We start from the raw sequence: 15,628 nt of genomic DNA on the forward strand, positions 1-15,628 counted from the left end.
CCTTGTAGCGCCGAGCCCATGCTCGGCTGCATTCCGTCGGGCCCATTGAGCCGAGCATTGGCCCGGCGCTACAACAATACGGGCCTAGACACGGTTGCAGCGCCCGATCAGGTAGAATCCGCGCCTTGATCCTGAAGCAGCCAGACGGTAGCACCCATGGGTAGAGGCCCCTCCATCGAAGCCCGCAAGAACGCGTCCGACGCGAAGCGCGGCAAGATTTTCACCAAGATCATCCGCGAGATCGGCGTTGCCGCGCGCGGCGGTGGAGGCGACCCCAACAACAACCCGCGCCTGCGCGTGGCGGTGGACAAGGGCCTGGCCGTGAACATGTCCAAGGACGTGATCGAGCGCGCCATCAAGAAGGCCACCGGTGAACTGGAAGGCGTCGATTACGAGGAAATCCGCTACGAGGGCTATGCCCCGGGTGGCGTGGCCGTGATCGTCGACTGCCTGACCGACAACCGCGTGCGCACCGTGGCCGACGTCCGCCATGCGTTCAGCAAGTGCGGCGGCAACATGGGCACCGAAGGCTCGGTGGCCTTCATGTTCAAGCGCCTGGGCGTGCTCAGCTTCGCCCCGGGTGCCGACGAGGAAGCCATCACCGAAGCAGCCATCGAGGCCGGCGCCGACGACATCGTGGTCTACCCCGATGACGGCTCGATCGACGTGGTCACCAGCCCTGACGCGTTCAACGCAGTCAAGGACGCAATGGTCGCCGCCGGGCATGTCGCCGACCACGCCGAGATCACCTTCCGCGCCGACAACGACATCAAGGTCGAAGGCGAGGTCGCCCTGCAGGTCAAGAAGCTGCTGGACATGCTCGAAGACCTGGACGACGTGCAGGACGTGTATTCCAACGCCGAACTCGGCGCCGACGCCTACGCCTGAGCCGTCCTCGACGGCCTGGGCGCGGGCCGTTGAACGGTCACCGCGGACAGTCATGAGCCCATACGCCTGCCAGCGCTCCCCGTTCCGCCCCGCCAGGAGCGCGGCATGACCCGCATCCTCGGCATCGACCCCGGTTCGCAGCGGACCGGGGTCGGCATCATCGATGTCGACGCCGCCGGCCGCGTCAGTTACGTGCACCACCAGCCGCTGGTGCTGCTGGGCGCCGACGACTTCCCGCAGCGCATGAAACTGCTGGTGCTGGGCCTGGCCGATCTGTGCCGCGAGTACCAGCCCAATGAAGTGGCCATCGAAAAGGTGTTCATGGCGCGCAATCCCGATTCGGCGCTGAAGCTGGGCCAGGCCCGCGGCGCGGCGATCTCGGCCGTGGTGCTGCGCGACCTGCCGGTGCACGAATACGCCGCCAGCGAGATCAAGCTCGCGGTGGTCGGGCGCGGTGGTGCCGAAAAGCAACAGGTTCAACACATGGTCGGGCTCATGCTCAACCTGAAAACCAAGCTGCAGGCCGACGCGGCCGACGCGTTGGCGGTGGCGATCACCCATGCCCACGTAAGGGCGACGGCCAACCGCCTGGGGCTCAGTGCCCGCCAGGCGTGGGGCCGCAAATGAGGAGCTGCACGCAATGATCGGTCGACTGCGCGGCATCGTCGCCTACAAGGCGCCGCCGTGGCTGGTGGTGGACGTGAACGGAGTGGGCTACGAACTGGAGGCGCCGATGAGCACCTTCTACGACCTGCCCGAGCTCGGCCGCGAGGTCACCCTGTACACCCATTACTCGCAGAAGGAAGACAGCGTCTCGCTGTACGGCTTCCTGCGCGAGGGCGAGCGGCGCCTGTTCCGCGACGTGCAGAAGGTCAGCGGCATCGGCGCGAAGATCGCGCTGGCCGTGCTGTCCGGTGTCAGCGTCGAAGAATTCGCGCGCATGGTCCAGGCCGGCGACATCACCGCGCTGACCCGCATCCCGGGTATCGGCAAGAAGACCGCCGAACGCATGGTGCTGGAACTGCGTGACCGCGCGGCCCAGTTCGGTGCCGGCGGCGCGCTGCCCACCGGCAGTGGTCCGGCCCCGGCCGATCCGCTGTCCGATGCCACCGTGGCCCTGCAGCAGCTGGGCTACAAGCCGGCCGAAGCGGCCCGCATGGCCCGCGATGCCTTCAATGAAGGCGACGAAGTGGCCACTGTGATCCGCAAGGCGCTGCAGTCCGCGCTGCGCTGAACCGCGTCCCTTTCCCCCAACCTACCGCCTGAGCTTCGCCAGGAGTCCCATGTCCAGCAGTCAAACCCCGCACGCAGCCGCCCCCGGCGGCCATGGCCACGCCCCCTCCACTGGAGGACTGGCGCTGGTCATCGGTGCGATCGGCGTGGTGTTCGGCGATATCGGTACCAGCCCGCTGTACACCCTGAAGGAAGCGTTCTCGCCACACTACGGGCTCAACAGCGACCACGACACCGTGCTGGGCGTGCTGTCGCTGGCGTTCTGGGCGCTGAACCTGGTGGTGACCCTGAAGTACGTCACCATCATCATGCGCGCCGACAACGATGGCGAAGGCGGCATCATGGCGCTGATGGCGCTGACCCAACGCACGCTGCGCAACGGCTCGCGCTCGGCTTATGTGGTGGGCATCCTCGGCATCTTCGGCGCCTCGCTGTTCTTCGGCGACGGCGTGATCACTCCGGCCATGTCCGTGCTCAGTGCGGTCGAAGGCCTGGAGGTGGCCGCGCCCGGACTTCATGTCTTCATCGTGCCGGTCACCCTGGTGGTGCTGCTGGCGGTGTTCGCCGCGCAACGCTTCGGTACCGAGAAGATCGGCAAGGCGTTCGGCCCGATCATGGCAATCTGGTTCGTGTCGCTGGCGGCAATCGGCATCTACAACATCGTCGATGCGCCCGAGGTGCTGAAGGCCTTCAACCCCTGGTGGGGCATCCGCTTCTTCATGGAGCACGGCTGGCACGGCATCTTCATTCTCGGTGCAGTGGTGCTGGCGGTGACCGGCGGCGAAGCGCTGTATGCGGACATGGGCCACTTCGGGCTGCGCCCGATCCGCCACGCCTGGTACTTCTTCGTGCTGCCGTGCCTGGTGCTGAACTACCTGGGGCAGGGCGCACTGGTGCTCAACCACCCCGAGGCCCTGAAGAATCCGTTCTTCGAGGCAGTGCCGTCGTGGGCGCTGTACCCGATGATCATCCTGGCCACCATGGCGGCGGTGATCGCCTCGCAGTCGGTCATCACCGGCGCATTCTCGGTCTCGCGCCAGGCCATGCAGCTGGGCTACATCCCGCGCATGCGCATCAAGCACACCTCGCACGACACCATCGGCCAGATCTACATCCCGGGCATCAACTGGGGCATTGCGGTGATGGTGTTCGGGCTGGTGCTGGCGTTCCGCAGTTCGTCCAACCTGGCCGTGGCGTACGGCATTTCGGTGTCGGCCACGATGCTGATCGACACCCTGCTGCTGGCCGTGGTGGCGCGGACGTTGTGGCCGAAGTCGCGTGGCTGGCTGCTGCCGCTGTGCGTGGTGTTCTTCATCATCGACCTCGGCTTCGTCATCGCCAACGGCGCCAAGCTGCTGCAGGGCGCCTGGTTCCCGGTGGTGCTGGGCATCTTCCTGTTCACCATGATGCGCACCTGGCGCCGTGGCCGCGAGCTGCTGCGCGACGAGATCCGCAAGGACGGCATCCGCCTGGATACCTTCCTGCCGGGCCTGATGCTGGCCCCGCCGGTGCGCGTGCCGGGCACCGCGGTGTTCCTCACCGCCGACCCGACCGTGGCGCCGCATGCGCTGATGCACAACCTCAAGCACAACAAGGTGCTGCACGAGCGCAACGTGTTCCTGCACGTGGAAACCCTGCCGATCCCGTATGCGATGGAAGGGCAGCGGCTGAAGATCGAATCGGTGGGTGACGAGTTCTACCGCGTCTACGTGCGCTTCGGCTTCATGGAGACCCCGGACGTGCCGCTGGCGCTGATGCGCTCGTGCGACCACGGTGGCATCTATTTCGATCCGATGGACACCACCTTCTTCGCCAGCCGCGAGACCATCGTCGCCACCGCCAACCGCGGCATGCCGATCTGGCGTGACAAGTTGTTCGCGCTGATGCATCGCAACGCCGCCCCGGCCACCGGCTTCTTCCGGATTCCGGGCAACCGCCTGGTCGAACTCGGGGCCCAGGTCGAGATCTGACGCGCGCGGGGTCGGATCCCTTTTCCGCAGGAAAAGGGCTCTGACCCCATGTTCCCGGTGTTCCGGTTCGGGGTCAGAGCCGTTTTCCTCTGGAAAACGGATCCGACCCCATACGCTTTTGCCGCATAATCAGCACATGACCGACGACCGCATCATCGGCGCCGGCGCCACCCGCGAGGATGACGCCGCCGACGCCAGCATCCGCCCCAGGCGCTTGGCCGACTACCTCGGCCAGGCCCCGGTGCGCGAGCAGCTGGAGATCTACATCGAAGCGGCCAAGGCCCGTGGCGACGCGCTCGACCATGTGCTGATCTTCGGGCCGCCCGGCCTGGGCAAGACCACGCTCAGCCACGTCATCGCCAACGAACTGGGCGTGGCCCTGCGCGTGACCTCCGGCCCGGTGATCGAGAAGGCCGGCGACCTCGCTGCACTGCTGACCAACCTGCAGCCGCACGACGTGCTGTTCGTGGACGAGATCCACCGCCTGTCGCCGGTGGTCGAGGAAGTGCTGTACCCGGCGATGGAGGACTTCCAGATCGACATCATGATCGGCGAGGGCCCCGCCGCCCGTTCGATCAAGATCGACCTGCCGCCATTCACCCTGATTGGTGCCACCACCCGCGCCGGCCTGCTGACCGCGCCGCTGCGCGACCGCTTCGGCATCGTCCAGCGCCTGGAGTTCTACAGCGTCGAGGAGCTGACCCGGATCGTGCGCCGCTCGGCCACCATCCTCGGCATCGACTGCACCGCCGACGGCGCCGGCGAGATCGCGCGGCGCGCGCGTGGCACCCCGCGCATCGCCAACCGGCTGCTGCGCCGCGTGCGCGACTACGCGCAGGTGAAGGCCGGCGGCCACATCGACGAGGCCGTGGCACAGGCCGCGATGAAGATGCTCAAGGTCGATCCGGAGGGCTTCGACGAGCTCGACCGGCGCCTGCTCAAGACCCTGGTCGACTACTTCGACGGCGGCCCGGTCGGCATCGAATCGCTGGCCGCGGCGCTGTCCGAAGAGCGCGGCACGCTGGAAGACGTGGTCGAGCCGTACCTGATCCAGCAGGGCTTCCTGGTGCGTACCGCGCGCGGCCGCATGGCCACCCACAAGGCTTACCGGCACATGGGCCTGAAGCCGAAGAACCCGCCGCAGGACCTGTTCGCGGAGGTTCCCGATGTCGGTTGAGCCCCGATTCAGTTGGCCGACACGCATTTACTGGGAAGATACCGACGCAGGTGGCGTGGTCTACCACGCCCGCTACGTGGCCTTCATGGAACGGGCCCGGACCGAATGGATGCGTGCGCTCGGCTACGGCCAGGAGCGCATGCGCGCCGAGCACGGGATGGTCTTCGCGGTGCGCTCGATGCAGATGGATTTCATCAGGCCGGCACGGCTGGATGACACCCTGCAGGTGACTGCCCGCCTGGTCCAGCTGAAGAAGGCCAGCATGGTCTTCGACCAGCAGATCCTGCGCGACGGCGAGCTGCTGCTGTCCGCGCAGGTCCGCATCGCCGCACTGGAAGCGGCCAGTTTCCGCCCGCGTGGCATGGACGATGCCGTCCTTGCCGTGCTGCAACCCCACCTCCACCCCGAATCCGAACATTGAGGAACAACGGATGATCGCAACGCTCCTGGCCCTGCAGGCCACGGTCACCGAGGCACTGCCGGCCGACGTCAGCAACGCCGCGACACAGACCCTTGCCCAGGCCACCACCGGCGGCGGCATCAACTACCTCGAACTGATGGCCAAGGCCAGCCTGCCGGTGAAGATCATCGTGCTGCTGCTGCTGGTCGGCTCGTTCGTCAGCTGGGTGATCATTTTCCGCAAGGCCCGCGTGTTCAAGCAGGCCACCCGCGAAGCCGACGAGTTCGAGAACCGTTTCTGGTCCGGCGCCGACCTGGGCAAGCTGTACAGCGCAGCCACCGACCGCAGCCGCAGCGTGACCGGCCTGGAAGCCATCTTCGAAGCCGGTTTCCGCGAGTACACCCGCCTGCGCGACAAGCGCCGGCTGGATGGCCGTGCGCAGCTTGAAGGCGCGCAGCGCGCCATGCGCACCACCTACACCCGTGAAGTGGACCAGCTCGAGCGCAACCTGGAGCTGCTGGCCAACATCGGCTCGACTGCCCCGTACGTGGGCCTGGTCGGTACCGTGTTCGGCATCATGGTGACCATGCACGACATGATCAGCAGCGGTGCCCAGGCCGGTATCGCCGCCGTCGCGCCGGGCATCTCCGAGGCACTGTTCGCCACCGCCATCGGCCTGTTCGTGGCGATCCCGGCGGTGTGGGCCTACAACCGCTTCACCACCCGCGTGGAGCGCATGTCGGTGCGGTTCGAGACCTTCGCCGAAGAGTTCAGCTCCATCCTGCAGCGCCAGAGCGCTGGCGACGAGTAAGCGCCTGACCCGGGAGTCCAAGCCATGTCCGCTGCCATCGGTCGCCGCAAGCGCCGCAAGCTGAAATCGGAAATCAACGTCGTTCCCTACATCGACGTCATGCTGGTGCTGCTGATCATCTTCATGGTCACCGCACCGCTGCTCACCCTGAGCTTCGACGTCGACCTGCCGCAGTCCAACGCCAAGGCGCTGGAGAGCAAGCAGGACCCGGTGATCGTCTCGGTGCGCCAGGACGGCCAGCTCAGCCTGAAGCTGCCCGACGCCAAGGAGCCGGCCGCCGTGTCGGCCGAGGAACTGGAAGGCCGCCTGGCCGGCATCGCCGCCCAGGACAAGGGCGTGCGCGTGATCGTCGCCGCCGACCGCGCCGTGGCCTATGAGAAGGTCATTGCCGCGATGGACGTGATCAAGCGCGCCAAGGTAGACAAGGTAGGCCTGGCCACCGATGCACGCTGACGCCCTGCCACCCCCGCATCAGCGCGAACCCGGCTGGGGTCTGCCCCTGGCGCTGGCTTTGCTGGTGCACCTGCTGGTCGCGCTGGTCTTCATCGTGGCCTGGCTGTGGTCGCCCCAGCGCAACACCGATGCCGCCGCTGGCGACCCCTCGGTCGAGGCCAGCCTGGCGCTGTCCGCCTCCGAGGCGTCCGCCGCACGCCAGGCGCTGCGCCAGTCAGAGAAGCTGGAGGACCTGCCGCCGCCGGTCGCCGAGCCGATCCCGGTGCCGGAAGACACCATTCCGCCGCCGCAGCCGATTCCCGAGCCGCGCCCGCAGGACGCGCCCACGCCCCAGCAGCAACAGGCGCAGGAGCGTGTTGCGCAGCCGGACACCAAGGACCAGGAAGCGGTGAGCGCACTGGCCATCTCGCAGGAGAAGGCCAAGCAGGAACAGGAAGCCAAGCGCCGCCAGGAGCAGATCGACCTGACCGAACGCAAGCGCCAGGAAGAAGCGGAGCAGAAGCTGCGCCTGGCCAAGCAGCAGGAAGCGGACGAGAAGAAGAAGCAGGCCGAGCAGGAGCGCGTCGCGGCTGACAAGGCCGAGGCCGAGAAGCAGAAGAAGATCGCCGAGATCCGTGCCCGCCGCGAGCAGGCCGAGAAGGAAGCCAAGCTGGCCGAGCGGAAGCTGCGCGAGGTCGCCGCCGCGCGCAATGCCGCAGGCAGTGCCGCTGCCGGCTCCAGCGGCGCTTCCCAGCCGGCGGCCGGTGGTGGTGGCAACAGCGACGATCTTTCAGCCAAGTACGCCGCAGCGATCCAGGCCAAGGTGCTGTCGCAGTGGGTGCGCCCGGATACGGTGCCGCTGGGCCAGCGTTGCCAGATCACCATCACCCAGATTCCGGGCGGCACGGTGATGCAGGCCAAGGTCAGCCCGAACTGCCCCTATGACGAGGCCGGCAAGCGTTCGATCGAGGCCGCGGTGCTCAATGCGCAGCCGTTGCCGTACCGCGGCTTCGAGTCGGTGTTCGCGCGTACGCTCAACTTCACCTTTACCGCCCAGGATCGCTGAGGCGGGCAGGGCAGGGGTGGCCTCGGGCCACTCCTGCCCACGGATGTCGCGCTTGCCTCTGGCGTGCTCGGTTTCGGCCGGGCAGGCTGCAGGCTGCTGTCGAACACCGCCCCGAGGGGCGGCGTGACCGGGGCAGGCAGGTGCGATGTTAGCCACGACGTTAACGGTGCGTGAGAGGACGGGCTGGAACTGACCCGGAATTCACGTACCCTTGGTTCATGATTGCGAAGCGGTTCACTCCTGCTTTGTTATCCCTCGTTCCGGTTTCCCCCTATTGAGCGCTCCATGAAAAAGATGCCTCGCTGGCTTGCCGTGTTTGCGGCCCTGTTGCTGCCCTTTGCTGCCGTCGCGCAGCAGAAGGGGCTGGATATCGACATCATCGGCGGCAATGCCTCCGCCCTGCCGATCACCATCGTGCCGATGCCCTACCAGGGTTCGTCGGCCGCTCCGCAGACCGACGTCGCCGGCGTGGTCCGCGCCGACCTGGAGCGTTCGGGCCAGTTCCGCACGCTGCCGGAAGCGCAGATCGTCGAGAAGCCCGTGCGTGGCGGTGACATCCAGTTCGCCACCTGGCGCGCGCTGAAGCAGAACTACATCGTGGTCGGCCGCGTGCTCGATGCCGGTGCCGGTGCCTACCGCGTCGAGTACGAACTGTTCGACGTGCCGAAGGGCGAGCGCCTGCTGGGCCTGGCGATGACCGCCCGTGGCAACGCCATGCGCGACGTCGCCCACCAGATGGCCGACGCCATCTACGAGAAGATCACCGGCGTGCGCGGCGCCTTCTGGACCCGCATCGCCTACGTGACCGCCAGCGGCAAGGGCGATGCCATGCGCTATGCGCTGATGGTGGCCGACTCCGACGGCTACAACCCGCAGACCATCGTGCGTTCGGCCGAGCCGCTGCTGTCGCCGTCGTGGAGCCCGGATGGCAGCAAGCTGGCCTACGTCAGCTTCGAGCGTGGCAATTCGGCGATCTACATCCAGAACATCGGCACCGGTGCGCGCGAACTGGTCACCAGCTTCCGCGGCATCAACAGCGCCCCGGCGTTCTCACCCGATGGCCGCAAGCTGGCCCTGACCCTGTCGCGTTCGGGCAACCCGGAAATCTACGTGATGGACCTGGGCAGCAAGCAGCTGACCCAGCTGACCAACCACTTCGCCATCGACACCGAGCCGACCTGGGCGCCGGATGGCAGCGCGGTGTACTTCACCTCCGACCGCGGCGGCCGCCCGCAGGTCTACAAGGTCGGCGCCGGTGGCGGCAGTGCCGAGCGCGTGACCTTCCAGGGCAACTACAATGCCAAGCCCTCGGTGTCCTACGACGGCAAGAAGATCGCCGTTGCGCAGGGCTCGGGCAACAGCTACAAGATCGCGATGATGGACAGCTCGCTGGGTTCGCCCCGCTGGAGCACGCTGTCCCCGGGTTCGCTGGATGAATCTCCGAGCTTTGCGCCCAACGCAAGCATGGTGTTGTACGCCGCCCGCGAGGGTGGCCGTGGTGTGCTGTACGCCGTTTCCGCCGATGCGCGCGTGCGCCAGCGGTTGGTTCTGGCTGACGGAGATGTGCGCGAACCGGCATGGTCCCCATACCGTACCCAGCGCTAAAAGAGTGTTAATATTTTCGCTGTCTTGAACCCCTCATCGGCCTAGGAGCCACAAAGGTATCGCCATGAACAAGTCCACCCGCGTTCTGCTTGTTTCCCTGCTGTCTGTGGCCGTCCTGGCCGGTTGCTCGAAGAAGGTGAAGGAAGAGCCGGCAACCCCGGTCGACACCGGCACCTCCACCACCACCCCGACCGGTCCGTCGACCTCCGGCCTGTACGGCCCGGGCGACCTGGACACCGACGCTTGCCTGCGCCAGCGCGTTGTCTACTTCGACCTGGACAAGGAAGACGTGAAGCCGGAATTCCAGGCCATCATGGCTTGCCACGCCAAGTACCTGCGTGACCGTCCGTCCTCGCGCATCACCCTGCAGGGCCACACCGACGAACGCGGTTCGCGCGCGTACAACCAGGCCCTGGGTGAGCGTCGTGGCAACGGCGTCAACTCGGCCCTGCAGGCCAACGGTGGCTCGGCTTCGCAGCTGACCGTCGTGTCCTACGGTGAAGAGCGTCCGGTCTGCACCGAGTCGAACGAGTCCTGCTGGTCGCAGAACCGTCGCGTCGAAATCGTCTACACCGCGCAGTAATCCATGCGCATTGGCATCAAACTGATGCTGGTCGTTGCGGCAGCCCTCGTGGCTGCCGCACCGGCGCATGCACAGCGACAGAGCCTGGCCGACCGTGTCGGCGCGCTCGAGCAGCAGATGTACAACAACAGCGCCAACCAGGACCTGTTGAACCAGATCAATCAGCTGCGGCAGCAGGTCACCAGCCTGCAGGCCTCGATCGAGCAGTTGCAGCACGACAACGCCCAGCTCAAGCAGTCCGCCCAGGACCAGTACCTGGATCTGGACAGCCGCCTGAACCGGTTGGAAGGGGGCAATGCCGCCCCGGCCCTGCCGCCCGTTCCGGCGAGCGCGCCGAAGGCCGCACCGGCCCCGGCAAAACCCGCAGCGGCGGCCACTTCCGAGCGGCCGCCTTCCGTCCACGGTGATGCCGGCAGTCTTGCCGCCACCGGCGACGAGCGCACCTCCTACAACGTCGCCTTCGATTCGCTGAAGGCCGGCAAGTACGATGATTCGGCGCAGTTGTTCCTGAGCTTCCTGCAGCTGTACCCGAACGGCGTCTACGCGCCGAACGCGCTGTACTGGCTGGGCGAGAGCTACTACGCCACCCGCAACTTCCCGATGGCCGAGACCCAGTTCCGCGAACTGCTCTCGCGCTATCCGACCCACGACAAGGCCGCCGGCGGCCTGCTCAAGGTCGGCCTCTCGCAGTATGGCGAGGGCAAGGTCGACCAGGCCCAGCAGACGATGGAGGCCGTCGTGGCGCAGTACCCCGGCTCGGACGCCGCGCGCACCGCGCAGGACCGTCTGCAGTCCATCCGCCTCGGCAAGCAGATCCGCTGACCCGGCGTACAATAGGTGCCCTGTAGAGCCGAGCCCACGCTCGGCTGCTTTCGTTTCCGGTTCGGCAAACCCGCCCGGATCCGGCAGCGCCGGGCCCTGTCTGCCCGGTTGTTTTCGTAGAGCCGAGCCATGCTCGGCTGCGTTCGTTACCGGCCACGGTAGCCCACCCGCCACGTGTCCCACCAAGAAGTACCCGCCATGACCGCCGTTACTCCGTCCAGCGCCGCCGCCACGCCCAGTGAGATCGTGCAGTCGCCCCTGCCACGCCTGAAGATCACCGAGATCTTCACCTCGCTGCAGGGCGAAGCCGATACCGCCGGCTGGCCAACCGTGTTCGTGCGCCTGACCGGCTGCCCGCTGCGTTGCCAGTACTGCGACACCGCCTATGCCTTCCACGGCGGCACCTGGTGGGATATCGACGACATCGTGGCCGAGGTGCTGGCCCAGGGCGTGCGCCACGTCTGCGTGACCGGTGGCGAGCCGTTGGCGCAGAAGCGCTGCCTGGTGCTGTTGGAAAAGCTGTGCGATGCCGGCATGGACGTCTCGCTGGAAACTTCCGGTGCGCTGGACGTCAGCGCGGTGGACCCGCGGGTGTCGCGCGTCGTCGACATCAAGACGCCGGGTTCGGCCGAAGCCGCCCGCAACCGCCTGGAAAACCTGCCGCTGCTGACCGCCCGCGACCAGATCAAGTTCGTCATCTGCAACCGCGAGGATTACGACTGGGCCAAGGCGATGGTCGCCGGGCACGGCCTGGTGCAGCGCTGCACCGTGTTCTTCTCGCCCAGCAAGGGCGAGATCACCGCGCGGCAGCTGGCCGACTGGATTGTCGAAGACCGGCTGCCGGTGCGCTTCCAGATGCAGTTGCATAAAATCCTGTGGAACGACGAGCCGGGCCGATGAGCCGGCGCAGCGTTCCCTGATGTAACTCCGGCGCGGGACAGCGTGCTGGCTTTCCCCTCCCAACCGGATGTTTTTCCCATGAAGAAGGCAGTCGTGCTTCTCTCCGGCGGCATGGATTCAGCCGCCGTCATCGCCATGGCCCAGGAACAGGGCTTCGCCGTGCATGCCCTGAGCGTGCGCTATGGCCAGCGCCATACCTCCGAACTGGACGCTGCCGCCCGCGTGGCCAAGGCCCAGGGCGTGGTCGCGCACAAGACCGTGGACGTGGACCTGCGCAGCATCGGCGGCTCGGCACTGACCGACGACATCGACGTGCCGGAGGCCGGCGGTGCCGGCATTCCGGTCACCTATGTGCCGGCGCGCAACACCATCATGCTGTCGCTGGCCCTGGGCTGGGCCGAAGTGCTTGGCGCCAACGACATCTTCTGCGGCGTCAACGCCGTGGATTACTCCGGCTACCCGGACTGCCGCCCCGAGTTCGTGGCGGCGTTCCAGGCGCTGGCCAACCTGGCCACCAAGTCGGGCGTGGAAGGTGCGGGCATCAAGGTGCACGCACCGCTGCAGTTCCTCAGCAAGGGCCAGATCGTCAGCGAAGGCGTGCGCCTGGGCGTGGACTTCGGCCTGACCGTGTCCTGCTACAACGCCGACGCTCACGGCGCCGCCTGCGGTCATTGCGATGCCTGCCGCCTGCGCGCGCAGGGCTTTGCCGAGGCCGGCGTGCCCGACCCCACGCTGTACGCCTGACCGCGTCTGGTAGAGCCGGCCGCTGGCCGGCTTCACTGCAGGTGCGAACCGCCCCTTCTTGGTGTGTGCAAGCCGCCCCTCTCGGTGGGTGCGAACCGTTGGTTCGCACTCCTTGACCTACCGGACCTGCAACCATCCCGATGCCTCGATGAAGCCGCGCACCGCGTCCGGATCGGCGTAGTCCAGTTCGATCATCCGCGCGATGGCGGCCCCCTCGTCGGTCTGTTGGCGCATGTACTCCTGCGCGATGCGGTATCCGGCGTAGTAGCCCAGATCACTCACCCCGAACGGATTGCGCGCGCTGTTGTACAGCCAGTTGTCCAGGCTGTCACCGTGCATCTCGGCAAGGAAGCGCGTGCGGATTTGTGCCTCGTGCGCGGGCCCATAGGCGTACAGCGGCAGTGCCGGACGGCGACCGCTGATGCGCTCTGCCACGTATTCGGCCACGCCTTCGCGTACTGCGTACTGGGCCAGGCTGCCAGTGGTCTCGCGCTGCTGGGTATGCACGTACTCGTGCAGGTTGTTCTGCGCGTTGTTCGCACCGGGGCGGCTGTCGTAGAAGATCCGCAGGCGGCCGCGCATCGGCTCGGGCAGCTCGCTTACGTCCACGCGCTCATCGCCCAGCGCCATCTCCGCCCCGATCAACACCTTGTCGCCCAACGTGGTGCCGCCGGTACGCAGCACGCCCATCGCGTAGGTGATGGTGGCCGGACGCAGTGCAGGGTAGAGCGCGCGGAACGCGTCCAGGTCCCGGTCCAGCGTGGCGCTGGCCTGCTGCGCGTTCGCAGTCAACGGCCGTACCGAAGTCCAGAAGCGTGGCCATGACTGCATGGCCTCGGCGTATTCGCGGGCCGTGTAGTTGCGGACCTGCATCAGTGCATGCAGTCCGGGGCTGCCGGGATCGATGTAGCGTTGCTGGACCAGCACCACGCGGCGTTCGGCATCAGGCTCGGCGCGCACCGCGTCATAGGTGGCCCAGAAGCGGGCGATGTCGTCAGTGACGACCTGGGACGTCGAGGCCACTGCTGTGCAGGGCAACAGCAGGATGGCGATCAGACAGCAGGTGAGGCGCATCCGTGGCTCCGGGTGGTGAACATGGATGGGATGCGTGGAAGGCCCGGAAGGTTTAAGCGGGCTGACCCGACCGGGTAGTGCCGGCCGCTGGCCGGGACACGCAACACCCCTGTACTTCGCGCGACCCGGCAAAGTAGGGTAGAATGCGGACCCCGCCGAAAGGCCGGGCGATGCATCGGGCCGTTAGCTCAGTCGGTAGAGCAGAAGACTTTTAATCTTTTGGTCGAAGGTTCGAATCCTTCACGGCCCACCAATCCCGAGACCGGCATCGTCCGGTACAGTGCAGAAAACCCCGGAAATTCTGGGGATTTTTGTTGTCTGGCGTCCGCCGCAGTCCGAGGCGGTCCTTGACAAGCCGGCGGTAGCTGGCGGTAGGTTTTGCGGTAACAGGCGTACCCAGTGACCCAGTTACCGCCCATCCCTTTACCGCCATGAGCAAGCTGACCGAGACCGCAATCCGCAAGACCAAGCCGACCGACAAGCCCTTCAAGCTGAACGACGGGAAGGGCCTCTACCTGCTGGTGAGACCCGATGGCGCCAAGTGGTGGCGCTACGACTATCGCCGCCCCGTGACCAGCAAGCGCAATACCCTGTCCTTTGGCACCTACCCGAAAGTGTCCCTGGCTGACGCCCGCCAGCGCCAGGCAGAAGCCCGCAAGCTGCTGGCCGCAGGCATCGACCCCGGCGAACAGCGCAAGGCAATCAAGGCCGCCGGGGCTGAGCGTGCCGCCAGTACCTTCGCCGCCCTGGCGGCCGAGTACCTGGCGACCAAGGAAGCCAATCTCTCAGCAGGCACCCTCGCCCGCGAGCGCCGCCTGGCCGAGCAAGAGTTGGCTCCCATCGCGGTCCTGCCCGTCGCCGAAATCAGCACCCCCGCGCTCCTGGGTGCCCTGCGCAAGATCGAGGCACGCGGGGTGGTTGAGACCGCACACCGCGCGCGGGCACTGGCCGACCGCGTGTTCCGCTACGCCATCATCACCGGCAAGGCCGAGCGCAACCCGGCGACCGACCTGAAGGGCGCCCTGCAATCTCCGAAGACCCAACACTTCGCCAGCATCACCGAGCCGGCCAAAGTCGCGGGGCTGCTACGGTCCATCTGGGGCTACGACGGCTCCCCGGTCACGCTGGCGGCACTGAAACTGGCCCCGATGCTCTTCGTGCGCCCTGGCGAACTGCGGGGCGCGCGCTGGGCCGACATCGACCTGGACGCGGCGGAGTGGCGCTACACCGCCAGCAAGACCGAGCAGCCCCACTTGGTACCGCTGGCGGCGCAGGCGGTGGACATCCTGCGCGAACTGAAGCCCCTGACCGGCCGCCGTGAGTACGTCTTCCCCGGCGTGAAGGGGCGCGACCGGCCGATGAGCGAGAACACCCTAAACGCCGCGCTGCGCCGCCTGGGCTACGACAAGGACACCATGACCGCTCACGGTTTCCGCGCGATGGCACGCACCATCCTGGACGAAGTGCTGGGATTCCGCCCTGACTTCATCGAGCACCAGTTGGCCCACGCGGTACGCGACCCGAACGGCCGTGCCTACAACCGTACCGCCCATCTGGCCGAGCGTCGCAAGATGATGCAGGTGTGGGCCGACTATCTGGACGGCCTGCGAACCGGCAGCAACATCGTGCCGTTCAAGCAGCGCGTCGCGTAGGCGCGCCAGGATATTCCAGGTACACCGAAGGCCGCCTTGTGCGGCCTTCTTCGCATCCCGAAGCGCTGCCGTGCGGGCAGCGCGCGGGCCGGGCATCGACCGCAGCGCCGCGTGGTGCGCCCCCACTGTCAGGCTGCACGGTCGGTGCCGATTTTTCTTTGCCTTTGTCTACCCTGATCTGTCTTTTTTCATGGCGCTTGGCGGCTAGAATGGCAAATCGACATGGCCGCACTTGGGGAATCTCGCGCGGCCTTCATACGGCCTTCGATGG

Annotated in this window: 16 protein-coding genes and 1 tRNA gene; 16 read left to right on the forward strand and 1 reads right to left on the reverse strand. The window is 66.9% G+C overall.

From position 1 onward, the window contains the following. Positions 1-156 precede the first annotated feature (156 nt). From AC5P8F_RS12895 to queC, 14 genes are all read left to right on the forward strand, one after another. Positions 157-888 (forward strand): YebC/PmpR family DNA-binding transcriptional regulator, encoded by a 732-nt coding sequence (locus tag AC5P8F_RS12895; RefSeq protein WP_014648165.1) that lies wholly within the window; start codon positions 157-159, stop codon positions 886-888. A 105-nt stretch (positions 889-993) separates the two neighbouring features. Beyond that, positions 994-1,515, forward strand: coding sequence for a crossover junction endodeoxyribonuclease RuvC (gene ruvC / locus AC5P8F_RS12900; RefSeq protein WP_014648164.1), 522 nt, complete (start codon positions 994-996; stop codon positions 1,513-1,515). 13 nt (positions 1,516-1,528) lie between these two features. After that, the gene (ruvA, locus tag AC5P8F_RS12905; RefSeq protein ID WP_014648163.1) at positions 1,529-2,122 is read left to right on the forward strand and encodes a Holliday junction branch migration protein RuvA; all 594 of its coding nucleotides are present in this window, start codon (positions 1,529-1,531) and stop codon (positions 2,120-2,122) included. A gap of 49 nt (positions 2,123-2,171) precedes the next feature. After that, positions 2,172-4,091 (forward strand): potassium transporter Kup, encoded by a 1,920-nt coding sequence (locus AC5P8F_RS12910; protein ID WP_075075726.1) that lies wholly within the window; start codon positions 2,172-2,174, stop codon positions 4,089-4,091. 136 nt (positions 4,092-4,227) lie between these two features. Then, a complete protein-coding gene (ruvB, locus tag AC5P8F_RS12915; RefSeq protein WP_014648161.1) occupies positions 4,228-5,268 on the forward strand; it encodes a Holliday junction branch migration DNA helicase RuvB in 1,041 nt (346 codons plus the stop codon). Further along, positions 5,258-5,689 (forward strand): tol-pal system-associated acyl-CoA thioesterase, encoded by a 432-nt coding sequence (gene ybgC, locus AC5P8F_RS12920; RefSeq protein ID WP_014648160.1) that lies wholly within the window; start codon positions 5,258-5,260, stop codon positions 5,687-5,689. The genes ruvB and ybgC overlap by 11 nt, the downstream gene beginning before the upstream one ends. Before the next feature lie 10 nt (positions 5,690-5,699). Next, positions 5,700-6,479, forward strand: a complete 780-nt coding sequence (gene tolQ, locus AC5P8F_RS12925; protein WP_005410752.1) for a protein TolQ — start codon at positions 5,700-5,702, stop codon at positions 6,477-6,479. Positions 6,480-6,503: 24 nt separating this feature from the next. Then, complete coding sequence (tolR, locus tag AC5P8F_RS12930) at positions 6,504-6,932, forward strand: protein TolR (protein ID WP_006438804.1); 429 nt, start codon at positions 6,504-6,506, stop codon at positions 6,930-6,932. Further along, positions 6,922-7,977, forward strand: a complete 1,056-nt coding sequence (gene tolA, locus AC5P8F_RS12935; RefSeq protein WP_014648159.1) for a cell envelope integrity protein TolA — start codon at positions 6,922-6,924, stop codon at positions 7,975-7,977. Before tolR ends, tolA begins: the two co-directional genes overlap by 11 nt. Positions 7,978-8,262: 285 nt before the next feature. Continuing rightward, positions 8,263-9,582: a Tol-Pal system beta propeller repeat protein TolB gene (tolB, locus tag AC5P8F_RS12940; protein WP_014038220.1), complete on the forward strand. Its 1,320-nt coding sequence runs from the start codon at positions 8,263-8,265 to the stop codon at positions 9,580-9,582. 64 nt (positions 9,583-9,646) lie between these two features. Next, positions 9,647-10,165 (forward strand): peptidoglycan-associated lipoprotein Pal, encoded by a 519-nt coding sequence (pal, locus tag AC5P8F_RS12945; protein WP_014648158.1) that lies wholly within the window; start codon positions 9,647-9,649, stop codon positions 10,163-10,165. Positions 10,166-10,168: 3 nt separating this feature from the next. After that, positions 10,169-10,987 carry a tol-pal system protein YbgF gene (gene ybgF / locus AC5P8F_RS12950; RefSeq protein ID WP_495228296.1) on the forward strand — a complete coding sequence of 273 codons (819 nt, stop codon included), beginning with the start codon at positions 10,169-10,171 and terminating at the stop codon, positions 10,985-10,987. A 198-nt stretch (positions 10,988-11,185) separates the two neighbouring features. Beyond that, complete coding sequence (queE, locus tag AC5P8F_RS12955) at positions 11,186-11,887, forward strand: 7-carboxy-7-deazaguanine synthase QueE (protein WP_032958953.1); 702 nt, start codon at positions 11,186-11,188, stop codon at positions 11,885-11,887. Positions 11,888-11,965: 78 nt separating this feature from the next. Then, positions 11,966-12,631, forward strand: coding sequence for a 7-cyano-7-deazaguanine synthase QueC (queC, locus tag AC5P8F_RS12960; RefSeq protein WP_032958954.1), 666 nt, complete (start codon positions 11,966-11,968; stop codon positions 12,629-12,631). A gap of 117 nt (positions 12,632-12,748) precedes the next feature. Here queC and AC5P8F_RS12965 read toward each other — a convergent pair whose 3' ends face one another. Then, on the reverse strand, positions 12,749-13,705 hold the full coding sequence (locus tag AC5P8F_RS12965; protein ID WP_346601435.1) for a DUF2268 domain-containing putative Zn-dependent protease: 957 nt from the start codon (positions 13,703-13,705) through the stop codon (positions 12,749-12,751). Between the two features lie 177 nt (positions 13,706-13,882). Here AC5P8F_RS12965 and AC5P8F_RS12970 point away from each other — a divergent pair. Together AC5P8F_RS12970 and AC5P8F_RS12975 are read left to right on the forward strand one after the other, a co-directional pair. Continuing rightward, positions 13,883-13,958: transfer RNA gene (locus AC5P8F_RS12970), tRNA-Lys, on the forward strand. Between the two features lie 178 nt (positions 13,959-14,136). Beyond that, positions 14,137-15,357, forward strand: a complete 1,221-nt coding sequence (locus AC5P8F_RS12975; RefSeq protein ID WP_495228298.1) for a tyrosine-type recombinase/integrase — start codon at positions 14,137-14,139, stop codon at positions 15,355-15,357. Positions 15,358-15,628 lie beyond the last annotated feature (271 nt).

This window comes from Stenotrophomonas sp. YJH_SMC_69 (assembly GCF_059370495.1).